General features: G+C 36.3%; 19 protein-coding genes. All 19 read right to left on the reverse strand.

Translation table 11 applies throughout. The features are described 5' to 3' along the window. Nucleotides 1–1,098, reverse strand: a complete 1,098-nt coding sequence (locus EC396_RS04405) for a BamA/TamA family outer membrane protein (protein WP_129365494.1) — start codon at nt 1,096–1,098, stop codon at nt 1–3. Between the two features lie 11 nt (nt 1,099–1,109). Next, nucleotides 1,110–2,303 carry a BamA/TamA family outer membrane protein gene (locus EC396_RS04410; RefSeq protein WP_129365495.1) on the reverse strand — a complete coding sequence of 398 codons (1,194 nt, stop codon included), beginning with the start codon at nt 2,301–2,303 and terminating at the stop codon, nt 1,110–1,112. A gap of 16 nt (nt 2,304–2,319) precedes the next feature. Then, nucleotides 2,320–3,360, reverse strand: coding sequence for a hypothetical protein (locus EC396_RS04415; RefSeq protein WP_129365496.1), 1,041 nt, complete (start codon nt 3,358–3,360; stop codon nt 2,320–2,322). Next, on the reverse strand, nt 3,353–5,299 hold the full coding sequence (locus tag EC396_RS04420; RefSeq protein WP_129365497.1) for a hypothetical protein: 1,947 nt from the start codon (nt 5,297–5,299) through the stop codon (nt 3,353–3,355). Before EC396_RS04420 ends, EC396_RS04415 begins: the two co-directional genes overlap by 8 nt. Before the next feature lie 77 nt (nt 5,300–5,376). Continuing rightward, nucleotides 5,377–6,657, reverse strand: a complete 1,281-nt coding sequence (locus tag EC396_RS04425; RefSeq protein ID WP_129365498.1) for a DcaP family trimeric outer membrane transporter — start codon at nt 6,655–6,657, stop codon at nt 5,377–5,379. A 118-nt stretch (nt 6,658–6,775) separates the two neighbouring features. Continuing rightward, entirely contained in the window at nt 6,776–7,702 is a 927-nt protein-coding gene (locus tag EC396_RS04430) for a hypothetical protein (RefSeq protein WP_129365499.1), read from the reverse strand. A gap of 255 nt (nt 7,703–7,957) precedes the next feature. Then, the gene (locus tag EC396_RS04435) at nt 7,958–9,205 is read right to left on the reverse strand and encodes a threonine/serine exporter ThrE family protein (protein WP_129365500.1); all 1,248 of its coding nucleotides are present in this window, start codon (nt 9,203–9,205) and stop codon (nt 7,958–7,960) included. A 216-nt stretch (nt 9,206–9,421) separates the two neighbouring features. Then, nucleotides 9,422–10,696, reverse strand: a complete 1,275-nt coding sequence (locus tag EC396_RS04440) for a serine hydrolase (RefSeq protein WP_129365501.1) — start codon at nt 10,694–10,696, stop codon at nt 9,422–9,424. After that, nucleotides 10,689–12,260 carry a M81 family metallopeptidase gene (locus tag EC396_RS04445; RefSeq protein WP_129365502.1) on the reverse strand — a complete coding sequence of 524 codons (1,572 nt, stop codon included), beginning with the start codon at nt 12,258–12,260 and terminating at the stop codon, nt 10,689–10,691. Before EC396_RS04445 ends, EC396_RS04440 begins: the two co-directional genes overlap by 8 nt. Before the next feature lie 61 nt (nt 12,261–12,321). Beyond that, on the reverse strand, nt 12,322–13,296 hold the full coding sequence (locus EC396_RS04450) for a GTP-binding protein (RefSeq protein ID WP_129365503.1): 975 nt from the start codon (nt 13,294–13,296) through the stop codon (nt 12,322–12,324). A 12-nt stretch (nt 13,297–13,308) separates the two neighbouring features. Further along, complete coding sequence (locus EC396_RS04455) at nt 13,309–14,844, reverse strand: amidohydrolase family protein (protein ID WP_129365504.1); 1,536 nt, start codon at nt 14,842–14,844, stop codon at nt 13,309–13,311. Nucleotides 14,845–14,880: 36 nt separating this feature from the next. Continuing rightward, complete coding sequence (locus EC396_RS04460; RefSeq protein ID WP_164975204.1) at nt 14,881–15,951, reverse strand: membrane dipeptidase; 1,071 nt, start codon at nt 15,949–15,951, stop codon at nt 14,881–14,883. Between the two features lie 201 nt (nt 15,952–16,152). Beyond that, on the reverse strand, nt 16,153–17,334 hold the full coding sequence (locus EC396_RS04465) for a dipeptidase (RefSeq protein ID WP_129365506.1): 1,182 nt from the start codon (nt 17,332–17,334) through the stop codon (nt 16,153–16,155). Between the two features lie 21 nt (nt 17,335–17,355). Further along, nucleotides 17,356–18,453, reverse strand: coding sequence for an amidohydrolase family protein (locus tag EC396_RS04470; RefSeq protein WP_240665631.1), 1,098 nt, complete (start codon nt 18,451–18,453; stop codon nt 17,356–17,358). Between the two features lie 285 nt (nt 18,454–18,738). Further along, nucleotides 18,739–20,394, reverse strand: coding sequence for an amidohydrolase family protein (locus EC396_RS04475; protein ID WP_129365508.1), 1,656 nt, complete (start codon nt 20,392–20,394; stop codon nt 18,739–18,741). A gap of 162 nt (nt 20,395–20,556) precedes the next feature. Then, the gene (locus EC396_RS04480) at nt 20,557–22,209 is read right to left on the reverse strand and encodes an amidohydrolase family protein (protein ID WP_129365509.1); all 1,653 of its coding nucleotides are present in this window, start codon (nt 22,207–22,209) and stop codon (nt 20,557–20,559) included. Between the two features lie 26 nt (nt 22,210–22,235). Next, the gene (locus EC396_RS04485) at nt 22,236–23,927 is read right to left on the reverse strand and encodes an amidohydrolase family protein (RefSeq protein ID WP_129365510.1); all 1,692 of its coding nucleotides are present in this window, start codon (nt 23,925–23,927) and stop codon (nt 22,236–22,238) included. 274 nt (nt 23,928–24,201) lie between these two features. After that, entirely contained in the window at nt 24,202–24,330 is a 129-nt protein-coding gene (locus tag EC396_RS18265; RefSeq protein WP_129365511.1) for a response regulator transcription factor, read from the reverse strand. Between the two features lie 632 nt (nt 24,331–24,962). Next, nucleotides 24,963–26,363, reverse strand: a complete 1,401-nt coding sequence (locus tag EC396_RS04495; protein ID WP_205757912.1) for an amidohydrolase family protein — start codon at nt 26,361–26,363, stop codon at nt 24,963–24,965. Between the last annotated feature and the right edge of the window lie 159 nt (nt 26,364–26,522).

Below are 26,522 nucleotides of genomic sequence, written 5' to 3' on the forward strand. Positions count from 1 at the left end.
TCAACGCCCAAAAGACTCTCCAATTCTAAAATAAATCCCCCAATCATCTTTTCCAAGGGCTGCATCCAAACCAATATTAATACGCATTTTTTCAATAACCATATATCTAACACCTACACCTCCACCTGCTAATAATGGGGCATTGTCTAAATCAGAAATTGTTTCAACTGCAGTAGCTAGGCCTAAAAAAGCAACAGCTCCAAATTTATTTTTAAAACGGTGGCGGTATTCTGCTTGTAAGGCGTATACTTGGTTTTCACGATAACGCCCTTTTGTGTAACCTCTAATATCATCTTGACCAACTACATTCTGCCCTTGAAAAGGTACATCACCAGTTGAAACAGCTGCATGAAAACGTGCCGCAATAATATCATTTGAAGATTTAATAGGAATAAAATGATTGTAAGTGATATTGTAAGATTCAAATTTATTATCACTTCCTATCCAATCCCTATAAAAATTATTTTTGAAAGAAATGTTGTAACCTTTAAACGGGTTTATCTGATTATCTCGTTCATCTAAATTTAAAGTATACCCTAAAGAATTCATACTGTAATAGCTAGTTAGAAGCTCTGGATCTATTGATTCTGGAAGGTCAAAGGTTAATTTAGAATTTGAATACACACCCATCACACCGAAGTAAAGCTTCCCAACAATTTTTCGTTCAACTTTAAGAGCTGCAAAATCTGCTTTGGTATTATAACCAATAAAACTACCTCCAAAAACAGGAATTTCCTGAAAGTATTGATAATTGATATTTCCAGCACCAACAGCTGCTAAAATCCGCCACTTATCTTCATTAAGGTACAATCGTTGAAACAAGGCACCAAACCAAGTGCCGTTTGTAGTATACATTCCAAAAATTCCAGATGAAGACACTGGGGAAATAGTATCAGTTTTACTTACCTTATAAAAAACCTGCCCCATTGCACCCAAACTAAACCCTGTGGCATTGCTATAATTAACTACTGGAATAGCTGCAAAATTTACTTTTTTATCCTTTTTTTCTTTTTCTTGAGCAAATGAAGAAGGACTTAAAATACCTAAAAAAAGTACAAATACAATACTATTTACATATTGAATATATTTATTTTTCATAATTTTTTTTTTTAAAAAGCCTCAGTCATATTAAAATACAATCCAGAGCTGTTTTTACCAATTCCAAAATCTATTCTTAAATTCATTCTTGGCTGTAATTCTAATCGATATCCAACACCTGCATTTGGCAACCAATGATCTAATTCACGGAAATTTTCAGCAACAGCACCTGAAGCCAGCCAAGTTGCAATACCACTTTTACTTGTTTGTCCGTCTTTTTTCAAAAACATATAACGCCATTCACCAACAGCTACCACACCTGTTTTATCTCTGTACTGACCATTTAAATACCCTCTTAGTAAACCTGTATCTCCTATTAGTGTCATACCACTATAGGGTACTTGGCCAACCGCATGTCTTCCGTAGGCTCTAAAAGCCAATGTATTTCCATTCCTATTTAATTTTTGGTAATAACGTAAGTCTAACTCATATACTTCATAATCTTGATTTCCACCAAAACTAGTTGATGGCTTATAATAAGATAAATTAGCATACATACCACGATAAGCATTTACAATAACGTCACGGCTATCATAGGTTAAATTATAAGCTAACCCCGATTCATTGATAATGTCTCCAAAAGCAATAAAATTAGGGTCATTACCCATAATCTCGTTAGTATCTTTAACCTTAAACCTACTATAAATGTAAGACAAGCCAACAAATAAATTAGGGATCAATTTAACATCAATTTTTGGTTGAAGCCAAAGTAATGTGCGATTGTATGTTGATGTTTCTTTTCCTTTTTCAATACTTTCATTCGTATTGTACCCAATTCCAAAATAATCATCACGTACATTAGAATACTTTGCTATTAATTTTGCTCTAAGCTTATCTTCCAGCCAAAAAGTGTTTATTACAGAACTCAAACCCACATTACCTCGAGTACTAATACTCCCCATAAGAGGAATAGAAGATCTTTGCAGGTTTGGGTTATTTGGATCGGTACTAAATGTATATAATATACCACCTCCTATTAACAAACCTGCCTCTGGTGTGTATCCTGGACCTGCAAAAATGCTTAAAAATGGCCTACCTGCATTAATTAAGGAATCTTTTCGTATTTGTCGTTGTTCAAAACTCGATGCTATCTTTTTAATGAATGATTTTTCCTGAGCATTCAATGTGATAAAAAACAACAAACATAAAAAAAAGGTAATGCCATTTTTAATTTTCAGAAATTCATCCAACAGTTTTAAAATCATAAACCTAAAAAGCTATTTACAATTGAAAACCAGCTAAATAATTCTTTCCTTTAAATCCAAAACGGTATCCTAATCCAAGAACAAATTGACTTCTACTTCCAAAATTGTAAATACCAGTTAATGTATATCGCTTATTAAATTGAAAATTAAAACCAACATTCATACTCCATGGTGAAATAAATTTCTTATCAAATTGATAATAAAGATCTACTGGTTTTTCATCTGAAAGCCAATTGGCAACTCCAGTGTACAAAGGTTCTAAAACTTCTTGTTCCCTATCAGTTAAATTATCATACCAACCATTTAAACCATCCAATGCCTGTTCTTTATCAGACGTACTGATCAATCCTAATTTTCCGCTACCGGCTTTATTAACACCAAGATATTGTGCCCCTACAAGAAGTGCTAAATTTCTAACTGGATTTTTAAATTTCATTAAATAACCTGTTCTTGCTCCAAAAATAATTGATTTATTAGCCTGATCTAAATTTGACATCTTGGTCCAAACCATCCCAAAATCTGCAGACATTACCATTGGTCCAACAGCACCTCCTAAAACAGCACCCCAACCATACCCAAGACCTGTATTTTTTTTAGTATTGAATTCCATTTCAAAAGGAAGCCCCAATTGTACATTTGTTACAGCATTAACAGTACCACCTATACCATAAACATTTAAGAAAGGTAATAACCAAAAATCATAACGCAAAGTATAAGCATTGACATCTGAACTAATTTTTTTAAACCGAGCAAGACCATCAATAGGTATAAGTTCATCTTCGCTAAACCCTATAAAAGCATTGCTTATTAGGATGTCTTGATTAGAAGTAGCATAAGTAAAGGAAATTCCATTAGGATAAGGAATATCAAATCCCATTTTTCTAATTCTTTCTCCCATAACAGGCAAATGCCACTCATAAGGGGTTCTTTTTAAACTATCTCGATAAGATTCAAGTCTATCTGAAATTGATAAGTTTGTTATTTGACCATAGGTCATTGTAAAAGAGGCTAATATAAATATAGCACTGGCTATAATTTTTTTAATATTGTTAGTCATGGCTTAATATTATCGATAATTCTTTAAAATTGTTTGCAATTAGTACTTCTTCCCAAGTAGCTTTATAAATTAAAAGTGAGATGATTGCAGATACACGTTTCTCTGTGATCACATCCTCAAAAATACCTGTATTTACAATAGCATTAATAAGGTTTTGTGCTACATCCTTCACATTGGTCTCTTTTACAGATTGCAACACCGGAAGTAGCGCTTTGGTTATTGCTTCCTTAGTAACATTGTCTTTAATAATGTCTAAATTAAGTATTAACTCAGCCAAATAACTTGCTACAGCTTCAGCATTAAGGTTTGTGATTTTTTCTAAAATTGGAAGAATTAAATTTTTAACCGATTCTGAATTTATATTTTCAGTAATAAAACTGTTCAATGCTTTTGCAATGCTTAAAGCCGTTGCATTAGGATTTAAATTATCAAGAATAGGACTTAACAAATCTCTAATTTCAGTATAAATTACTTGAGAAATATCATCTTTAAAGCCTAATAACCATTCTGCAAGTGTAGTACCTGCTAGTTCAGGATCTATCGTTTGCAAAAATTGAATAGCTGCACCAAAAGTATTACTTATATTTTCTGTTGTTAAAAATTGTGATAAGATAATATTGGCAACATCCTTTGAAGCTTGCTCAGGTCCAGTAATAGCAATTACTGGTTTAATTGCAATATATGCCAACTTAATAGTGCTTTGCATACTGTCATAATTTGGAGCTAAATTAAGATCAGGAAATGCTTTATTAAGAGCGTTAACTATTATTTCAATATTTGCTGTAGTTTCTGTTGCCAAAGCCCCCATTTGAAGTAAAGATGTTTCATCTATACGTGTAGTAAAAGGTAACAGTCCTTCAGAAATTGTTGTTTCATTGATAAAAACATCTTCAACAACAGCTGTTAACTTGTCTGAAACAACAGCTATTTGTGCTTGATCTAAACGTGTAAATTGAGTCCAAGCGCTCACAAGAATTGGTTGTAGATTGTTTTCATTAAATACATCAGAAAATAGGTCTGAAATTAAAGTTGCAATCGCTTCAGAAACCGCATCTGAATTGGTAGCAATTTGCTCAATATAAGGAAGTATAAAATCATTGAGCTGTTCTTCAGAAAGCTGTTCATCTATAATTTTAACAACTTGGTTTGCTATAGCCTCAGCTACTGCATCTTTATCTATGTTTGAAATATTCTCTAATTGAGTTAAAATTAATTCGGTTAAAAGAGGATGCCATTCAACTTGTTCAAGGGCATTTCTAATTTCAGTAGCTAATAAAGCTGCTAACTCATCTGGATCAATTTCATTTATAAATTCAAGTTTACCTGCTATTGCAGAAACCACAACATCATTAATTAAAGTTTGTAAGGCTTTGTTATTAAATAAAAGATCTGCAACAAAATCACCTACTTTATTTGGAGTATTATTTGCAACCTGATCTATAAGTTTGTCATTTATTTTTTTTATAATATTTTGAGCTGTTTCATCAGTTGCTATCAATGACATTTCTTTGGCATTGGCATCATAAATATAATTATAATTTATGTTCTCAGCTGCATTTATTCTTATAGTTCTTTCGTTAAACACAAAATAAGAACCTATGGTATTTTCTAAAAGCAAGTCAATTTGACCATTTCTGGTAATAATTGTTCCATCTTTTTTAAACTCTACTTCATATTTACGCATATCTGAAGCATCTAAAACCATATCATCTAAATCATATACGCCTGCAGTTAAAATAGCATTTGTAGCGTTAAACAATATAGGAGGCGGAATGTCATCATCACGCAATTCAAATTTGAATTGCTCTAGATTCCAAGTATTTGATGTTAGTATTTCCTTCGTTTCGTCTACGGCTTTTATTACACTATCTTCAGGCAATTCGCAAGAAAAAAGTAGTATCATTGCGAGTGCAGCGATAAAAGTAAATTTTGTTTTCATAAAAGTATTTTTATAATTAATTTATTTTATATGTTGATTTAAGATATTGCATATATTCGATTTTTTACTAGCCTATTTTAAAAAAGATACTTAACCATAAACTGCAAGCGTTTACCAACTCCTGAAGTATCATCTCCATTTACACGTTCTAAAACCATAAATTCAACTCCTGTATTTACATTTTTAATTGGTGACCATATTAAGTTTAAGTGTCCTGAACTACCACTTATCATTTTACTCTCATCTCTGTATTTAGACGGGTCTATTGCATAATAACTAACATTTAAATTAGTTACCAATGTTTTAGAAAGGTTGATACATACACCTGTACCAAGATTCCACGCAGGCATTGTTTCCAATTTACCTTCATCGTTTAAAATTCCAGAACTTTGAGTTCCTAAAGTAGCTATAATTTGACTTCCCCATCCTTGTCCATAAGAAGTCATCCATCTAAACCAATGTTTTTTATCTCCAAAATATTCACGTCCACTAAAACTAAAGCCCCAACCAACTTTAGTTGAATTTGGAATAACCTCTTCACCATCCCATCTTAACTGAAACAATGAGGCACCTAAAAACAATCTACCGCCAGCATTTGTTGTTTTTGTAATCCTTCCTGTTAATAGGGGTAATTTTTGACTCGCTTGACCTTCAAAACTTCTTCCATCAATTCCTGGAAATTCAAGCATTTCTAAAGCTACTGCATATTTAAATTTGGTATTTATAGCATCTTCAAATCTTATTTGTGCTCTTCTAGTTCCTGTTAAAGCGTCCCCTGCAGCAAAATCAATAGTAGCAGGTACTGCATATAAATCCGACTGTGTTCCCCAAGTTCTTCCTATTAACAAACGGCCTAAAACACCGTAAAAATGTCTTAACCTAGCCGACTGATTAAATGGTCCACGATCAAGATTGTAAAAGTCAAATTCAAAAAAAACTTGAATAGGCATACCTGTTTCAGTAATAGATCTAAAATCAATATTTAATCTAGATTCTCTAGCAAATAAATTCATATAGCCACTTTGTGCTGGTCTACCATCTCCCTCCACAGGAACATTCTGAATCTCATATTGAAAACGATCATAGCTACCGTCAAAATCTTGGATATAATCTAATTTAACATATCCACCAATGGCCATTCGTGCTTTAGAACCAAAAATAGGCCATGAATTAGGAAAGGAAGCGTCGACCAAATCCTGCCCTGTATAATTCATGGTATTGCCTCTAAACAAATCAATACGTGCTGTATCTTTTTTAACCGTATTTAATGTATCTCCTGCATGCCATTGTTGCCCATACATACTATAAGAGCAAAGGCATAAAATAGCTAAAAGCTTTGATATTTTTTGAACAGTCATTGTGTTATTTTATTTTTAGTTTGATTGATTAAGGTTGATCATTTATAAATAAGTAATTTCTTTAAGAGTCAAATGCATTTAACTCTTAAAGAAATTTTAATGATTTTTTAATTTAATCTTACCAAGGTAATGGCACCACTGGTGAAATAGTAAAACGTATTTGATGTTGTGGACCAAATTGATCTGGTGAGGCTACATAATACCAGTATTGCAAGCTCATTTTAATAGGTAATTTACCAAAATGTGTAACTTTATTTGCACCAGTAGCAATAGGAAACGTTAATTTATTTCCTTTTGAGGCCTTGTGATTAAAAGACCAAGTTGGTCCTCCCATGATTTGCCAACCCTTTTTTAAGCCAACTACATAAAAATATTGTCCAGCTGTAACACTAGCCTTTTCGATTCCTTCTGTTGATGCAACCCATACATCACCCATACTAGAAAAACTATCATTCGAAGCTGGGTCAATCTTATTCGCACTCCACGAGTGATTTACCATAGCCCCGATAACACCCCATTTAAAAATTTGAGCAACCATGACTTCAGGTCCTAACATCGTATAAGGAGATCTTAATTTTTCGTGTGTTGCAGTTCTAAAACTACCAAATGCACCGATTAAAGCTACTGTTTTTGATGGAAATGTTTTTCCTACAGCAATATCTGCACTAATATTACCCAATTCTACTCCTTTACTTTCAAAACCACTAGGTACTGCTGGTACGGGTTGGGTAAAATAAAGGGGAATATTTGGTCTTACAAAAAGATTCACACTCTTACTTAATGGTACTGGTAAACTCGGTTGAAAACTCATCGCAAAGCTATTTTGACTTTCAGCTCCAGGTAATTCTCCCTGATAATGCATATAATCAAAATTGAAATTCATGGTACCTAAAACAGTATTAGGATTGGCTAATTCTTTTGCCATCTCATCTGCATTTGGTTTTTCTTCTTTTTGCGCTTCTTGTGCTTCTTGTGCATTTATCAAAGCTGAAAATAGCATCATAAAAAGCAATAAATACTTTTGAATTTGTAACATTTTTTTCATAATTTAAGTTTTTTTAATTGTTTTTGTTTTAATTGTAATCTTATATTTATATCCAAAACAGCTTTTAAAAAACTATGTTTTCTACTAATAATTTGTCAAGGATTTAAATCTATTTTATGTTGGCTTCTAATATGCGTGTTTTAGCTATTTTTATAAAGCCATTGTTTTTGATTGTTTTTTAGTAATAATACTATATTTTAAAAATACGTCAAAATTAACTTAATTTTAACTATTAGAAAAATAATATGCTTTTTTTTATAATTTGGGTTCTGGACGAATAATGGTATATCCAATCATGATTCCTACAACAATTGTCATAGCTACAATAAACATATGAAAAAATTGTTGTAAACCCAAAAGTAATTCTCCTTGCGCCATAGAAGCCAATCCACGAAATCCAATTGTACCACTTACCAACAATACAATAGCTGGTATCAGAACAATAGAAGTGGGTCTTCCGGTTTGTTTAGACCAAACATTGGCAACAACTACCGCCACAATGGTACCCAATAAATTACCAAGGTTGCTATCCAAAAGCGAACTCCCTGCCAACACTCCTAAATATGCCAAACCAGAAACAAAGACAGCCCAAGGTAAATCTCTACGAGCAATTTGAAAAGCTAAAGACAATCCTACCAGTAGCAAAGGAAAAAGCAGCAATAACCAAATTTGACTTACTGGTGTTGCTGGTTCAACAACTACAATGGTTACAAAATGGTTCGCTATACCAATTCCCAATACTGCACCTGCAATTTGTTTGAAAAGTGTTATTAACCCACTCATTAAATTTGACATACCAGACAAAATTCGCTGTGCTACCAGCTCGCCTGCACCCAAGCTAATTGAATAACCAGGCAGAATTATAGCAACTGCAGACAATATTACCAATACTTGATTTAATTCGGGAAACCAATATTTAACAAGCGTTACCAAAAACGCTGTAATTAAAGCTGTTGTAAATGGCATCCACACCATTGCAATAGTACCTAAACGAGCTGAAATTAGTACCAAACCATAAACTAGTATGCTAAATACTGTTGCAAAAATTGTATCAATCCAACCCGCACCTAAAAGTGGTGCCAAGCCTAGACCTGTTAAAACATACCCCAACATACTTGCAAACTTACCCCAAGGCACAGGAACCTGATCTATAGCATCTATACGAGCATAAGCTTCTGTCAATGACAAAGATCCAGTTTCAATCTCATTTAACAATTCTCCTAAACGCGCCAATTTATCCAAATCAATATCAGGAGGTTGCGTCACTATAAATTCAATGCGCTGTGGTGTGTCATGCCCTTCTCTTAACCCCAATGTAAGTTCTATAGGAGTAGATTTAAATACACCTTCATAACCCATTTTATTTGACAAACCTTTAAGAAATGATTCCAATCTTCCTGAAGCAGAACCATATTTATGTGCTGTGAGCGCAACTTTTTTAATAAAATGGAATGCCTCATCAAAAGGAATATTTGCCCCTATAGTTAAATTTGATTTTTTCATTTAAAGTTATCATAAAGAGACTCGCTAAAAAGTAAACTTTTCGACATTCTAAAGTTGATTCAGATTCTCACAATGATTTATTATGAGTATGATGAAAATCTGAAATCATAAATTCACGAATTCCTATTAAAAAAACAATAAAAAATGTGAATAAACAAATTCAGAATGACGGATTTTTATACCTATCAGACAGTCTCTTTTTTTAATAATTATAATTTATTTTTCTCCATTCAACATTTTTGCTGCTGCTCTTAGATAACCTGGTGAATGATCCACGCCTGAAATAGATTCATCGTTGGTAGCTAATCCAAAATAACATCCACAAAAATCACGAGCAGGATCTACATAAATACCTTGCCCCATATTACCGTGCTTAAACATAGCGCCATCTTTAAATGAATGATCCCATTGTGCTGTATTGGTATAAGGTGTTTCACCAAACCATCTTTTACCCATAGCTTCTTCACCACAACCTACATAGGCATCTGGATTTCCAAAATTTTGGATAAATTTCAACATCTTGTCTGAAATGACTTGTTCTTTAGCAACTTTATTCCAGCTAGGTGTATACAATAAAGCATAACGAAGCATATCTTCAATAGTAGATATATTTAACCCAGCAGCACCTGGAGTACCATCTGGAGCAAGCGCAACGCTAAACGGAGATCTTGCACCTATTTTAGACCATACGCGTTGACCCCAGTATTCGTGCCAAGGCATTTGCGTAATATTCTCCACCATCACCACTAAAATCAACGTGATACAAGTAGAATAACGGAATCTATCACCTGGCTTTTCTCCTGGTATTGGTTGCGCTGATTTCGCCCAATCACGCCAACTGCTATGACCACTTTCAAATGATCGTGTCATAAAACCTGCAATAAATGATTTTGGATTGGTCAAACTTTCAAATGTTTCTTCCACATCTAAACCTGATGACATGTTCATGGCATTTTTTACAGAAACTGCATCCCAAGCGGTTCCTTTAAGATCTTGCACATAGTGTGTGATTGGCTTTTCAACTTCTAATTTTCCTTCTTCCCATAGCATAGTAGCAGTTAAACTTACCGTTGTTTTTGAAGCCGACATCCATACGTGTGGCGCGCCTTCTCTCATTCCTGGAGAGGTTTCAAAAACTATTTTCCCTTTGTGTGCCATTATCATAGCTTGCACCTGTTTTGGGCCTTTGATATATTCCTCTAAAGTTGGGTTTTTAGTTCCATCTAAATTATCAAAGCTCAAGTCCAATAATTCTGGATGATAGTCTCTTTCCAAAATGCTTGTTTCTGCTGGAGGCATCACTACCTGTGTTTTAAAAAATGCAGGTAGGTTTAAGTTATAGTATATAGAGTCATCATTACCAGTTTGCCAGTTCACAAAACTGTAACGGCTCGTTGCACCATATACAAAGTCTAAAGGTTGTGGTTTTTTCCATTTTGACATGCTTGTTTCCATGTGAAGCATGTCGTTAATTCTGTCTTGTTTACTCATTTCTATTATTTTTTAAATTAAACGTTGTATTTGGGTTTAACGGGTAGATAGGATACTTTAGCTGGGTGTGCTCGAAAAGGGTAATATCGCGACTAGTTGTTCCGGGAACATCAGCAAGCAGTAACTTGTCGGTGAAGTTTTCATAGAACGCTCGAAAGTGCATCCCACTTTTGACGCCTATGACATCATATTCCTGAATGATGATGCCATGTGGCCGTCCCTGTGTATCATCATAGGTTTGGCATAGGCCGGAAATAACGATGACATCCACTGTATTCTCCGCTTCGATGACCAACCTGGCGGTAGGGCCAAGCTGGAATGGGCCGTTGAAAGCGGTTCCCCCGCGAACGGTCTCATTCCCATCCGAAATGGATTTGACATAGGCTTTGGTCTTGATTGGTGGGCCAGCTAGTGGCTCAAATTTTCCCCCTAGGTTCACATCAATTGTGGCACCAACACCTGCTGCGGCTGCTTGTTTTGCGGTTTCTGGATCGTGAATAGACATGAACGCGACTTTCCCCAAGCCTTTGGTTTCCATAAGGGCCTTAAGAAGATGAGTGCCTCCGCCACCGGCTCCTCCACCGGGATTATCCGCAGCGTCCCCAATCACAATCGGGGTATGGTCGATGATATCGCCTTTCGTTGGCAATTTGCGAACATAGTGGCCGTCCTTCTTGAGCATGGCCAACACAGTGCTCATCGTTTTGTCTAATGTTTCCAATGGGATGATGGACTCTTTACGGTGATCCCATATCCAGTGCGTCAGTTCGTCAACCAATTCCTGTGCCAGCTTAATATTATTTTCGGTTGTGACCATTGGGTACACGCCACAAAAATTGCTGTCTTGGTAGGGAAAGCCATGCATAACAGAGCAGTTGAGAACACCGGGCCGCGTTTCGATTTCGATGCACTTTTCTTTCAATCGATTTGCAAAGGAGCCTTTCTCTTCGGTATTACTCATCCCCATCATCAGTGGCACTTTGCGATAGGCGGGCGTAGGTTGCGATTCTCCTGCCAAAATAGCTGCGCCACGATACATCGCATCACGTGCACAAGCATTCATATCCATATGAGGATATTCTTTGCAGGCATTGAAGAAATTCATATTGTCCTTCATTTTCTCTGTGATCTTGCCATGCAGGTCTCCGGACCAGACAATCATCGTGTCCTTTCCAACTAGGGCTCTAACCGACTCCGCTAAGTCTCCTTCAAGATCGTTCGTTCTATTCACCATACCGGCACCGTGAACACACAGGTAGACAATGTCCATTGGTAACTGTGTTTTCAGTGTGTCCAAGATTTCCTTTTTCGCATCTTTCCAACACTGATCACTCACCGTGCTAAAGCACCAGTCTATATAGTACATGACACCCGGGAGCAACTCCCAGCCCTTTTCCTCGCAGACATCCACTGCCCCGCCAATGGCAGTTCCTTTCAACTCCTTCTTGATCTGATCGCCCCGAAAAATGCGCATTCTGTCGAGCGTGGTTTCGCCCATGCCTTCGGTAAGGTAGGTGTTGGTTTCGTGAAAAAAACCGACATAAGAGACTCTTAATTTTTTCATTTAAATTTCCTTTATTGATGTTGTACGACCTTCTAGTTTTTTATATTTCTTAAATTAATCTTTAATTATCTAAACACTTATCAAGAGCATTTTTTATACCTTCAATATTACAAGTCCCTTTTCTTGCAATAAAAACGAGTTGAGTAGCAGGGGCATTTTTTTCCCAATTTCTTTCTTCAGAGAGAATGGTTCGCCTTCCAACCATTTGTAGCAACAATCGTTTAGAAGGATTCTCCTTTGCGTAGATGAAGCCTTTAGCTCTGAATAGTTCAGGTGGAAGATGCGTCAATAATTGATTAAAAAGAGACAGTTTAAGAGGATTGGTACTTTGGTAACTCCAAGATTCAAAGGTAACCTCGTGATGATGGTCATGCTGTACTTTTTCAACTTGTCTGTTAAAATATTTCCCAGCTTCAACACCTAACAATACCTCTATTGGTAACTTGCATTTCTCTGCACACAGTATTTGTGATCGTTTATTCAGACTGCCAATCCAACTTTCTACCTCGAATAGTTTTTCTTCATTGACTAAATCAATTTTATTAAGAACAATCAAATCTGCGGCGCTAATTTGTAATTTAGCAAGTTGCATTTCTTGTTCTGGAATATTGAGTACTTGTTCTGCATCAACAACCGTTAAAACTCCATCCACTAATACATCATTTCTAATTTCTGTTTGAAGGAAAGACCTGTAGATGCCATCTGGATCAGCCACACCACTAGATTCAATTACAATTTGATCTGGCCTTTCTGCTAAATCCGATAATTTTAATACTGCAGTAATTAAATCAGCACGAATAGCACAGCAAACGCAACCATTAGCCAAACTAATAACTCCATCGGTAACATCGATCACCAAGTCTGCATCAATATTTATGGCGCCAAAATCATTTACAATCACTGCAATTCTTCGCCCATGGTCTGCAGTAAGAATGTGGTTTAAAAGTGTGGTTTTACCCGCACCCAAAAACCCGGCTAAAATGGTAACCGGGATTGGAGTGTTGGTGTTTTTAGTTATATTTTTGGATTCTATCATTTAAGAGATTTATTAAGCTGTTATTTTACCGCGTATAGGCTTTCCAGGTAAAGCATTTGTATCTAACTTTTCATCTCTAATTAAAAATGTACCATTTATAATCACATGATGCATTCCTGTAGATAACTTTGCAGGATTACGGAAATCTGCTTGTTCTGATACCGTTTCAGGATCAAAAACTAAGATGTCAGCATCGGCACCAACTTGTATTCTTGCCTTATTTTTCATCTCAGGTATAGAATCTTCAAGAATTTTGGCCGCATTTAAAGATGTATGACGCATGGCTTCCATCCAGCTAATTACACCGCGTTCACGTACCCATTTTCTTAAAAAGCGACAATAGTTTCCGGCTGCCCTTGGGTGGTTGCTTAAACCTTCTGGTAATGGCCACTCATTACTATGGAAGAATTTTCCTTCTGCAGTAGTATAAGGTAGACCATCTGTAACAACTGCGGCGCCTGGAAATAAAACCGACATATCAAGTAATGAAGCATCATGCGCATTGTCATCTTCTCTTAAGTAATGAACCACCGTAGATAAGTTAGGATCCTCTTTTATAGCTTTAACAACTTCTTCTTTTGTTTGAAAGTCTTTCATAGTTTTAATCGCTGTGAGGTCGCTCCAGTCAATTGCAAGTCGTTCGCGTACATCTTCAGGATCAAATTCAGCTGCCCCAAGTGGACCATTTCCAGATCCATAAGCATAGGCTTCAGTGGTAAGTGGAATTCCAGCAGCCTGTGCTGTTTTTATCAATTGACTCGTAAGCGGAATATCTCGTAAACTCACACTATTAAGGTGGCAAATATGAGTTTTTGCACCGGTACTTGCCGCAAGACCTATCATTTCAACAATATTTTTAGTACCACTATTTGGATCAATCATTGAAAGGTTTTGGATATGCGTATAGGTAGGTACATTGTATTTTTTAGCCAATTGCCAAATACCTAATAATTCTTTCATCCCAGCACCTGGTGCATATCCCCATGGTACACCAACACCAATACCACCTTCTTTCAGACCTTCTTCTGTCATATCAAGAATCTTTTGAAGGTTTTCACCTTCTGCAACAGACATAACCCATTCCGTAGCATCAAAAGCGCCTAAGAACCATTCGACTGAAGGAACAGGTTTACCGTTGACAGCTTTTTGTGGGCTAAACGTTACAATTCTTGCTCCACCCCATGCGGCAGAAGCACCGTAGTTTATAGGTCGGCCTTCTTTAGCACAGTTCTCGTAAAATTCGCTTACTGGTAATACGCCAGATTCTAAATCTAACGCAGTTGTTAAACCATCAAAGGCCTGAATACGATTGCTGCCAATATTTTGAGAATGTGCATGTAAATCAATAAAACCGGGACATACAATTTTTCCTGTAGCATCTACCACATCTTTACCTTTTAATTCTTCAGCAGAAATTGTGGCTATTTTGTCCCCAATTATTCCAACATTAAAAATGCCGTCGGTATAGGTTTCAGCATCGATTACCCTACCATTTTTTAAAACAACATCATAGACCACATCTACATTTTTTTTAATTGATTCTTTCATGTTTATTGATTTAATATTAATTATTTATTCCATTTTTTAATGCTCATGCACATGAGGAAGACTTTCATTATGGTCTTCACCGTCATCAATTAATTGCGCTGTCGGGTCACCCCACACTTTATCCATCACTCGAAGCCAGTTACCTCCCCAAATTTTCCCAATATCCTCTTTGGTATAGCCTCTATAAAGCAATGCGTCTGTAAGATGGTATAAGGTATTAGGAAGTTCAATACCTACGGGATAATAATATGGAGGTGCTGGATAAGCTTTTGGATCCCAAGCACCAGAGGATACCAGCTTGTCATATTGTGCTTGAATTTTTTCGGCTGGCATCACACCATTTGTGGTTCCATCGTAATCAAGACCACAGGTCACGTGGTCAATACCCATTAGATTTACCATATAATCAATCATACCAATCATATCATCCATAGAAGGTTGTTTATTTTTGGAAACAAAAGCAGGATAACCTACAACACCAGCAGAACCACCATTTGCAGCAATAGCTTTCAAAACTTCATCCGATACATTTCTTTTATTATCAATTTTACCATAAGCATTACCGTGAGAAATAATTACCGGTTCAGAAGAAGCCTCTATAGCATCTAATTGACTTATTTTAGAAGTATGAGAAACATCTACTATCATTTTAGCACTGTTACAGGCCTTAACTAAACCAATTCCAAGTGTACTAAGTCCTCCATCAACTCTTTCTGTAGCCCCATTTGCAAATGGGTTACGTGTATTGTAAGCTATTTGCATAACACCAACACCTACTTGTTTGTAAAACCATACCAAATCAAGATCTAGACCTATTGCAGAAGGACCTTGGAAATGTAAAAACATCCCTAATTTTCCTTCTTTTTTTGCTGTCATAATATCATTCGCTGTTCTACAAAGCATTAATTCTGGGCGTGTTTGGATTTGTTCTGCTACCCATGCAATCACCTTTGCCGTAGGATCGGGCCCTAGGTTTGCGCCCCCAACGGTTACAGATATTGCTGTTGCACCTCCTTGAATCCACCAATCGATGTGCTTAGGGTTGAATGTGCTGGCTAGAAGCGGCACTGCACCATCAATAACAATGGAGTTCTTATGCACTTCCATATAATTTTTGGTTTTTGGGACATAGCCTTTAATGGCTTTTTTGTTTGCAAGGTTTGCAAATGATAATAATGGTCCAGAGACTATAGCAGTACCAGCAGCAGCAGATAACCCAATAAATTTTCTTCTTTCCATAATATTCGTTTTAATAGTTAATACTTAGGCGAATGAGACCCATAAAATGTAGGCCTCATTCTATTTATATTACCCCCAAATCTCTCCCATGATTCGAAGCCAGTTACCACCCCATATTTTAGCAACATCCTGTTTTGTATAGCCTCTGGCAAGCAATGCTCCCGTAAGGTTGTACATAGAATTTGGAAGATCTATTCCTTCTGGGTAATGCCATGGTGGTGGTGGGTAGGTTTTTGGGCTCCAATCACCTTTCTCTACTAAATAATTGTAAAGATCTAAAGCATCTTTTTCAGGCATAGTACCAGCTTGTCCTAGCATGTAGTCCATACCAATTCCAACATGGTCAATTCCAACAAGGTTAACCATGTAATCGATCATTCGAATCATATCGTCCATACTTGGTCGATTATCTTTATTGGTTGAAATAAATGGTGGCCAACCTGCAACACCACAAAGCCCACCTTTTTGAGCTACAGCTTTTATTACTTCATCTGGATAGTTACGATCGCTATTGATTACAGAACGTGCATTACCATGAGAACAAACTACGATTCTAGATCCTGCCTCGATGGTGTCTAGAGCAGTTTTTACACCTGCGTGGGCTACATCCACAATTATGTTTGCTTCATCCAAAACTTTAATCAAATCACGACCTTTCTGGGTCAATCCATTGTCAATTTTTTCACCACTTCCATACCCGAAATCAGTTTTCTGGTTGTAGGTCATTTGACAGATTCCAAGGCCAGCTTGTTTAAAAAACCAAGCCCACTCTATATTGGCATACAACGCATTGGGTGGTTGAAATTGGTATACTATACCCAGTTTGCCAGTTTTCTTAGCCTCATGTATATCTGCAACTTTTTTTATTAGTAAAGTATCAGAGTCTTTAGCCATATGTTTGGCAACATAGGTAAGATAGTCCATTGTAGATTCTAATGAACTACTACTTACCGTAGTGAAAACGATGTCAGCACCTCCATTTTTATAGAGATCCCATGGATCTCTTAATAATTTCCCAGGTGGAGGAATACCTAGTAATGGAGCCGCTCCATCTATGGATATCAATTTGTCATGGATTTTACGAAAATTTTTCGGATATGGCCCACCTGGTTGTGTGAGTTTAGGATCCTCTTGTGCCCATAATGAAGACCCTGGTAAACTAACACTAATTGCACTGCCAAGTGCGCCAGCAGCTATGAGTTTAGTGAAGTATCTGCGGCTAAACTCTTTTTTTTCATTGTTATTTTTCATAAATTTTATGTTTATTAAAAACTATTTTAACGTATTCTTGTAGATTACTCCGTCTTTCATAATGACTGGGAAGTTATTTTCAGGATCTATGACCAAATCGATGTTTTCCAATGGATTACCATCTACCAATATAACATCAGCTAAAGCTCCTTCTTGTATAACACCTATTTTTCCGGGATAGGTGTCACGCGGGCCACACAATTTTATTAATTCACCATTGCTGGCTGTTGCCATATTTAAAATTTCAAAAGGTGTGTACCATTTTTTTAATTTCGCTAAGAATTTCCCTTCTTTAGCAGCTAATTCTGGATCAAATAAAAGGTCTGTACCAAAAGCCGTTTTAACTTTATATTTTTTAGCATAAGCGATCGCATGATCTAACTCACCAACAAGATTGGTGTATTTATCTGTGCTTAATTGGTTTTCAAAAACAAATGCGTCTTCACCATGAACATCCATCGGTTGCATACTCCACCACACGCCATTTTCAGCCATTGATTTTGCAGTTTCCTCTTTCATAAAAAAGCCGTGTTCAACTGATTTAGCACCAGCTTTAATCCATTGTTGAATTGCGGCATCTGTATTAACATGAATTGCAACATAGGTATTCCAACTTTTTGCTACATCACAGATAGCTTTCATTTCTTCAAAAGTATATTCAGTAACATCAAGAGGGTCATAGATTGAAGCGACACCTCCGCCACCCATGGCTTTAATTTGAGTTGCCCCCATACGTAATACTTCTCGAGATCTTTTTATTACTTCTGGAACACCATCTGCAATTAAGGTGTGTCCAACTCTTTGTGAATAATCCAGAGGTGTTCCTGCATTCTCAGGAACATCATTAGGACCTCTGAAATCTCCATGGCCAGAAGTTTGACTGATATAAGGTCCTGAAGGGTAAATCCTCGGGCCATCTACTAATCCTGCGTCAATCGCATTTTTAACTCCAAATACATTACCTCCTACATCTCTTACAGTTGTAAAACCTCTTAATAACTGTTCTTTTGAGTGTATGGCAGCAGCAATACTTAATTCACCAAAATTAGCCCCCAACACCTTGCTAATAGGCCAGAAGTTAAACATCGTGTGCCAATGTGCATCGATTAATCCAGGCATCAGCGTTTTTCCATTACCTTGAATAATTTCAGTTCCTTTTGGAGCTTTAATGCCTTTTGCAATTTGTTTGATAATGTTTCCTTCTACTAACACATCAGTATTGACTAGTTTGTCTGATGTTCCATCAAAAACTTGTACATTGGTAAAAAGGGTGATTTGTTTTGGTTTTTCTTGAGCAAATAGCCCTAAACTGATAATGCAAAGAATGCATGATAATAATGATTTTTTCATTTTTAAAGAGTCTTTTAGTTTATTAATTATTTAGTTTTTTTACTACGCCTCCAACTAATTATTAAAGTCGCAACAGTTTAAACTAGCTCCACCAAAATCTATTGGTACGGTATAAAACTCTTTTTTCCAAGTTTCAATATTGAGAGGTACCAATTTACTCTCTGTTACTGTTTCAAAACGGATCGGTTGACCTGGATTAACAGATTCGGGCATGACTTTAGAATCTTTTAGTACAATAACACCGTTAACTAGTACATAAGGAATACCTGTAGATGGTGTAGTACCTTTTTCGTAGGTTGCATTGTCTTTTACTTTTTCAGCACTAAAAATGGTAATATCTGCCACCATGCCTTCCTGCATACGACCACGTATTTGCATAGCTTTTAAACCCATGTCACCTAATGGCTTTGCATAATTGTAAGATGTCATTGAAACTAGTTGCATTAAAGGAATATCATTGTCCTGACCTAAGCGCAGTGTTTTAGCAAATGCAGCACAAGATCGAGGGTGTACATTTGGTAATTCTTCATATGGCGTATTTCTAGTTAGACCCGCAAATGGTATTAATGGCATTCCATCACTTCCTATGGCTACCCCTGGCATTTTTAGCCAGTCAACAATGGCTTCCTCAGGCATTTTGTAAACCAAAACCGCTCTGGTAGGTTCTTTTTTCAACATTTCTTCACGACTTTCCTGGGTGTACCATTCTCCTGTAGCCACATCTTTTACGGTTTCTTCGTATTTGTTACCTAATGTTTTTACCCAAACTTCTGGTTCAAGAAAAACCGCGTTTAAAGCAGTAGAACCCGCAGCGTAAGGGTATATTTCACCCCATACATTGTAATCTCGTTCACGCATTTTAACCAACAACTCATGTACTAAATTATATCCCGGGTTATTAAAATGTATCGCAATAGCAGGAGCGCCCAATGCAGCAGCATTGGATAACATTTCCTGTATACCATTTACCTCGGCAACGTCGTTTCCTGGAGTACCTCTAAAATGCATACCTATTTGACGACCATAGGCACCTGCTAATTTTTGTAATTCATAAATTTCACGAGCAGACACACCTTCACGCATGTATCCTACAGTAGAACCAATTCCGATACCTCCCAGACGTAAACCTTCATCCATTTGTGCTAAGATTTCGTTTCCTTGTTCTAAATTTGGTCTAGTTTTAGACCAACCATCTTTCATACGGGTTTTTAAAGCATCCATTGTATAAAAGTATTCCCAATCATTGAAACCATCTAAAACAGCTGCTCGAGCTAATTCATGGGCAACCGCAACTCCATAATTTAAAGGTGCTTTTCCTTCACGTAGTTTATACCATTCATTTATTTTGGGTCCGTATGCTCCAACTTCTAAATCCAATACAGTAGTACGACCATCACGAAGCATTAGGTTGTACATATAAGGCTCAATACAATGTTGATGACCATCTATAAATCCTGGAGCAACCACATGTCCTTCTGCATTGATGGTTTCCTTACCTTTAATGTCACTTTCTGTAATAATAGCTATTTTACCATCTTTGACTCCTACATTTCTAATGCCGTCAAAATTGGTTTCTGGATCCATAACACGACCATTTAAAATAACTACGTCAAATTCCTGATTTGAATCTGCTCCTTTTTTAGTTGCTGTTTCTTTACAACTGCTAAAAATAAGTGCAATTGCAAAAAGTGTTAAAATTGTTTTTTTCATATGTTGATATTTATTGTTTTTTTATCGGTCATATGTAATTCGCATATCATCATTGGTGTTTGCATCGCATTTTCGTTATGCTCATTTCATATACAATTGCTTTAAATTTTAAAAAAAAGGGACTGATTTATCTAATTGAAAAACAGACCCTTTTTTATTTTTTTAAGACTGATTTGGATCAAACACTCTTGGTTCAATCTCTATTTCATCTAATTTTCCTTTTTCTTGAACAGGGAAACGAATTGGTTTACCCGGGAAAACTTTTAGTACTTCAGAGTCTTTTACTACTATAACTCCATTTACCAATACATAAGGAATACCTGTAGATGGAATAGCTCCCATTCCTGGTTGATAAGTAGAATTATCTCTAACTGTTTCAGCGGAGAAAACTACAATATCAGCATCCATACCTTCTTGCATACGTCCTTTTGTTTTAAACTGAGTAATACCTGCCAATTCATCAAAATACTTGGCATGTAAATAGCTCATTTTAGAGATGGCTTCCATCAAAGGCATCATATTTTCTTCACGTACCATACGCAATACCTTGGCACGCGTACCTGCACTACGTGGATGAACGGACTTCCCTTCGTAAGGTGAATCCCAAGGGTAGTATTCAAGGTTTTCATCCTGAATAGCCATACCGTCAGACACAATCACTACTCCTGGTTGTGCCATCCATTTAACGATGTCTTCCTCTGGGTTGATGTAAATTAAAACGGCTCTTCCTGGATCATTTTTACGAACGTCCTCATACATTGCTTTGTCCCAACGGGTGCCATCTAAGTTTGCAACGTCAGAATACGTAATTCCCATTTGAGCCATACCTGCTTCTGTAATAACATCTGTAGAAGCAATGGTAGAACCAGCTACATAAGGATACACCTCACCCCATACCTTGGCGCCTCTTTTTTCTCTAGCATCATTAACCATTGGAATGGTGTATTCCCAGTCCATATTACTGTTTAGGTGTGAAGCCATGAAAGGCGCATCTAAAACCATCGCATTTGCCAGCATTTCCTGAATACCCAACTGCCCCTCGGTAGGAGGTCTTACTCCCGCAAAGCGCACATGTCCATTTGTAACACGTCCATATTTTGCCGCCAATTCTTGGTATTTATATAGTTCGTATTGCGTAACACCTGTGGTCATATAACCAACTGGTACACCCACACCCAAAGCTCCTTGGCGAAGACCTTCGTCTACCAAACTCATAATCTTGGTCATTTCCTCTTTATTAGGCAAGGTTGCAGTCCAGCCTGGCTTGCGCCCTTCTTTCTGAGCCTTTACAGCGGCTGCTCCCACTGCATGAGCAAACAACCCTCCCATATCATTAGCCTGAGCTGCTATTTCAGGACCGTCAAGGACGGATAAACGTGCAATAAGCGAGAGCGCTACTGTACCATAGTTACTTTGGGTTTTCCCCTCTGCATCATCATACCATTTAGCGATATCTCCAGCTCCTGCTTCAAAATCCATCATGGTTGTTAAACCATCACGTAAATTAACCTTACGACTGAAAGGATCTGTAGCATGTTGGTGTCCTTCAATAAAACCAGGTGCAACCACGTGTCCTTCTGCATTGATGGTTTCCTTACCTTTAATGTCACTTTCTGTAATAATAGCTATTTTACCATCTTTGACTCCTACATTTCTAATGCCGTCAAAATTGGTTTCTGGATCCATAACACGACCATTTAAAATAACTATGTCAAATTCCTGATTTGGATCTGCTCCTTTTTTAGTAGTTTCTGTTTCCTTACAACTGCTAAAAAGAAGTGCAATTGCAAACAGTGATATGATTGTTTTTTTCATACTGCTTGAATTTAAATTACTATTATTTATTTTTTTGGTAAAGGTTTACCTGCACCAGAATCATCGTCTAAATGAATTTCAATAAGTTCAGGATTTAAACCAATCGTATGCTCATTCAACCACTTATTTTGCTCAATTGGCACAAATCTACCTTTAGCTTCCACTGGGAAACGAATTTCTTTTCCTGGTTTTACAGTAAGTACTTCATTGTTTTTTACAACAGTAACACCATTTACAATTACATATGGAATACCTGTAGTTGGGATACCGTGCTGCCCTACTTTAAATCCAGAATTATCGGTGATTGTTTTTGGGTCAAAAATAGTGATATCAGCAATTTTACCTATTTGAATTCTACCACGTTGTTTCATAGCTTCAAGCCCTGTATCCCCTAAATGTTTGGCTGGCCAGTAACTAGCTTGCGCTATTGTAAACATCAATGGTACACCTTGTTCACGAGCCATTCTAAAAACAGCACCACGAGATCCAGAGGTACGAGGGTGACCACGGTATTCTGACCAATCAGCATCCCAAGGTAGTAGTTTACCATCTTCACCAACTCCTGCCATTGCATCACTTGCAATAGTCATGTGAGGAATAGATAACCAATAATTCATCCATGCTTTTCTGTAAGGAAATTCAACCACAACAGACCTTCCTGGTTCTTTTTTCATTAGTGCAGCATAAGTTTCGTTGGTAAGGTATGCATCGTCTATAGGGTCGTAGATGGTTTCTTCGTATTTGTAACCACGTTTTTCTACCCATTCAGAAGGGCTCAAGAAAGCAGCCGTGATCGCTGTTGACCCAGCGGCATAAGGATAATATTCTGACCACATATTCAACCCTTTTTCTCTTGCCATTTGCAATTTTTCTTCAATTTCCCACCAGCCATAATCATTGTTGTGAGCGATAAGCAATGGTGCATTCAACAACATCGAATTCGTGAACATTTCATCAAAAGCTATTGGAGCTTCAGTTGGCGTTTCTGATAAAAGATGGTATCTTGTATGAACAGAAGTCATACGGCCATAATTTGCACCCATCCTTTGACCTTCAAAAAGCTCATAACTAGTGATACCTTTAGCCATATAGGCAATCGGCGCAGCAATACCAATGGCACCTTGTCGTAAATCTTCATCCATTAAAGCCATTACTTTATTCATTTGCTCAACTGTAGATGGTGTTTCTGCCCAACCTTGCACACCATCTGTCAAAGCCTTAGCAGCATAAATACCAATAACAGAATAATCAACTGGTGCACTAAGTTCAGCATCAGGATCATGAACAGCCATTCTATTAAATAACAAACTAGCATTTGTACCGTAGTTTACTTGCCAGCCCGTTTTTGCTTTTTCTGCGTACCATTCTTTTACATTGAATGAACCTGCTTCAAGATCCATACCTGTAGTTACGCCATCTCTTAATGCCATTTTACTAGCAAAAACATCGGTTGCATGATAGTGTGTATCGATAAAACCAGGTGCAACCACATGCCCTTTTGCATCAATGGTTTCTTTACCTTTTATTGGAGATTTTGTAATTGCCACTATTTTCCCATCCTTAACACCTACATTTGAGATATCATCAAACATAGTTTCAGGATCCATTACCCGGCCATTTAAAATGACCAGATCATAGCTGTCATTTGAAGTTGTTTTCTTTTGACCGTATGAAAACGATACCAAGAAAATAAAAAGAAAAGTTAAACTTTTTTTCATAATTTAAGTATTAAGTTAATATAATTTTCGTGTTTCACAATAAGTGATTTTTTATTAAATATTTATATGTTATAATATTATTTTAAAGTTAATTAATCTAATACTAAAAATATGTTTAAATATATAAAAAAAAAGTTAAACAAAAAAATATGTTTATCCAACAATTTAATTTTTGTTAAACCCCATATGATTTATGTAGTTTTAAAAGATTCGCAATTTTATTTTTTCAAACAATCTATCAAAGGTAAAAAAAAACGCGACATTTGGTATAGTACTAAAGTATTAAAATAGCTTTATTAAAAAAAAAAACAACTTCATTTCTAAGTTTATTAAGCATCGAGGTACGATTAGAAACAGCTAACTTTCGAAAAATATGGGTCAAGTGACTTTTTACTGTTGACATTGAAGTGTTAGATAATTATAAAAAGTATTGTTGAAACGGAAGGTATTTTTCAATTTTTTATTCAACAAAACTAATTAAAAAAAAATCATGCTAGCTATTTAAAGATAACATGATTGTACAATTTTTTTTTACTTTATTGTATTTTTATAGACTTTCCCGTCCTTCATAATTAACTGAATGTTAATTTCTGAATCATGAAAAATCGTTAGGACTTTTGTAGATAGCCTTTTACAAGAAATATGTCTACTTAAGCATCTGTTTCAATAAGCCCTATTTTTTTGGATACAGAATACTTAAGTCACTTAAATATAAGATTTCAGTATTTACAGAAGTTGCTTATTTCAAAATCTCAGGAGCTGTCTCCCATTTTAATCTTTTGCTTAGTTCAAAGGATTTCCCTTTTTTCAGCTCCGCATTATCCACAAAATCATTCCCAACCGTAATGGAGTACCTAATAAATTTTGCGAACATGTTTCATAAGCTAAAAATAAGATTATTTCTTAACTTTCTATGATGGCTAAGTTCGCATATCCACACCAAGTTATATACATAAAAAAACTGCGAAGCTAGCTTCGCAGTTTTCTGATTATATTTGTAATATATATCTGTCAACCTATTTTAGATTGTCTTACTTACAAAGTATTCTTATATACTTTTCCATCTTTCATGACAAGCTTCATTGCTGGAATATCATCACCAGCACGTCCAGGTGCATCAAACCATTTTTCATTAGCGCCAATAAGTGTTAAGTCTTCTAATGGATTTCCATCTATAATAAGAATATCTGCATAGGCTCCCGCTTTCACTACGCCTAAACTACCTTCAAAATAAGGGTCTATAACATCTCCTGCAAGTTTTACGATTTCACCATTTACAGAAGTCAGTGATTTTAATGTAAATAAATTACCAAATAACTGTCCACTTAAATAAATAGAATAGTCAGCTTGCGTTATACCGTTTTGAAGATCGCCAATCGCATCTGTATTGAATCCCATTTTTGGTTTAAATTTCTTTACGTTTTCAACAAAATCTTTGGCTGCTATTTTCGCAGACTCATATTTTTTCTTAGACATTGCACTTGTGCGTATATAATCCAGTTGATCAATTAGAGGAGAGAAAGACGTCACGTTTGTAGTCATATATGCTCCCTTTTCTACCATTTTTTTCGCAACCTCTTCATCAAACATTAAGCAATGCTCTATAGTCTTTACGCCATTGTCTAAGCATCTCATAATTGCTGTCTTACCGTACGCATGAGACTGAACATAAGAGCCATAAGACTCTGCTACTTCAACAGCAGCTTGTATGTCTTCTACAGAGAACGCATTTAATTGCCAAGGGTCAAATTGTGAAGCAATTCCACCACTAGACATGATTTTAATTTGAGTTGCTCCTTGCATAAAGTTTTGGCGAGCTGCTGTTTTAATCGCTTCCGGACTATCAGCCGTAAAACTCATGGCATTGCGAGCTGCTGAAGAATGCGCACCAAACATAGTTTCGTTAGGAGTTGTATAATTTCTAAAATCTGCGTGAGAACCAGATGGGCCAATTAAAGCACCAGAAGGATAAAGTCTTGGGCCATTTACCATACCTGCATCTATACATTTCTTTAGTCCAGAACCCATTCCTCCTGCATCTCTCCAGGTAGTAAATCCTGACATTAAAGCAGCTTCAGCTTTTACCGCTGCTCTAATTGCTAATTCATCATAGCCTTTATTATTTTCAATATCCGCTAGCGTAAGACCATTCAAGTATAAATGGCCGTGCCCCTCAATTAAGCCAGGCATTACGGTACCACCCTTACCGTCAATTACAATTGCACCTGCAGGTGCTGTAATTCCATTTTTAACCTCTTTAATTAGGTTGTTTTCAATTAAAACATCTGCTTTTACAAGCTTATCACTTGTTCCATCCCAAACATTTACATTGGTGATTAATTTGTAATTGGGTGCTTTTTTTTCTTGTGCAAATACATTGGCATTTAGCAATACCAATGCAACAATAAGACCGAGTACCGATTTCATTCTTTTCATAATAAATTTGTGTTTTTTGTAATAAAAGTTAAAAATAATTTAGATTTAAAAGCTTCGTCCTTTTCATAGCATATAACGTCTATAACTAAACGCAATGGCAGTTTTAAGTACCAAACTCTAACAAATATACAATTATTTATAATTTGGGAAAAAAAAATT

Origin of the sequence: Lutibacter sp. HS1-25 (assembly GCF_004121075.1) — a bacterium.
Taxonomy (GTDB): Bacteria; Bacteroidota; Bacteroidia; order Flavobacteriales; family Flavobacteriaceae; genus Lutibacter.

What these genes read in the sequence shown, in the direction of transcription:
- EC396_RS04405 (WP_129365494.1), bottom strand. Translation starts at nt 1,098, where the DNA reads ATGAAAAATAAATATATTCAATATGTAAATAGTATTGTATTTGTACTT.
- EC396_RS04410 (WP_129365495.1), bottom strand. Translation starts at nt 2,303, where the DNA reads ATGATTTTAAAACTGTTGGATGAATTTCTGAAAATTAAAAATGGCATT.
- EC396_RS04415 (WP_129365496.1), bottom strand. Translation starts at nt 3,360, where the DNA reads ATGACTAACAATATTAAAAAAATTATAGCCAGTGCTATATTTATATTA.
- EC396_RS04420 (WP_129365497.1), bottom strand. Translation starts at nt 5,299, where the DNA reads ATGAAAACAAAATTTACTTTTATCGCTGCACTCGCAATGATACTACTT.
- EC396_RS04425 (WP_129365498.1), bottom strand. Translation starts at nt 6,657, where the DNA reads ATGACTGTTCAAAAAATATCAAAGCTTTTAGCTATTTTATGCCTTTGC.
- EC396_RS04430 (WP_129365499.1), bottom strand. Translation starts at nt 7,702, where the DNA reads ATGAAAAAAATGTTACAAATTCAAAAGTATTTATTGCTTTTTATGATG.
- EC396_RS04435 (WP_129365500.1), bottom strand. Translation starts at nt 9,205, where the DNA reads ATGAAAAAATCAAATTTAACTATAGGGGCAAATATTCCTTTTGATGAG.
- EC396_RS04440 (WP_129365501.1), bottom strand. Translation starts at nt 10,696, where the DNA reads ATGAGTAAACAAGACAGAATTAACGACATGCTTCACATGGAAACAAGC.
- EC396_RS04445 (WP_129365502.1), bottom strand. Translation starts at nt 12,260, where the DNA reads ATGAAAAAATTAAGAGTCTCTTATGTCGGTTTTTTTCACGAAACCAAC.
- EC396_RS04450 (WP_129365503.1), bottom strand. Translation starts at nt 13,296, where the DNA reads ATGATAGAATCCAAAAATATAACTAAAAACACCAACACTCCAATCCCG.
- EC396_RS04455 (WP_129365504.1), bottom strand. Translation starts at nt 14,844, where the DNA reads ATGAAAGAATCAATTAAAAAAAATGTAGATGTGGTCTATGATGTTGTT.
- EC396_RS04460 (WP_164975204.1), bottom strand. Translation starts at nt 15,951, where the DNA reads ATGGAAGTGCATAAGAACTCCATTGTTATTGATGGTGCAGTGCCGCTT.
- EC396_RS04465 (WP_129365506.1), bottom strand. Translation starts at nt 17,334, where the DNA reads ATGAAAAATAACAATGAAAAAAAAGAGTTTAGCCGCAGATACTTCACT.
- EC396_RS04470 (WP_240665631.1), bottom strand. Translation starts at nt 18,453, where the DNA reads ATGCCTGGATTAATCGATGCACATTGGCACACGATGTTTAACTTCTGG.
- EC396_RS04475 (WP_129365508.1), bottom strand. Translation starts at nt 20,394, where the DNA reads ATGAAAAAAACAATTTTAACACTTTTTGCAATTGCACTTATTTTTAGC.
- EC396_RS04480 (WP_129365509.1), bottom strand. Translation starts at nt 22,209, where the DNA reads ATGAAAAAAACAATCATATCACTGTTTGCAATTGCACTTCTTTTTAGC.
- EC396_RS04485 (WP_129365510.1), bottom strand. Translation starts at nt 23,927, where the DNA reads ATGAAAAAAAGTTTAACTTTTCTTTTTATTTTCTTGGTATCGTTTTCA.
- EC396_RS18265 (WP_129365511.1), bottom strand. Translation starts at nt 24,330, where the DNA reads ATGTCAACAGTAAAAAGTCACTTGACCCATATTTTTCGAAAGTTAGCT.
- EC396_RS04495 (WP_205757912.1), bottom strand. Translation starts at nt 26,363, where the DNA reads ATGAAAAGAATGAAATCGGTACTCGGTCTTATTGTTGCATTGGTATTG.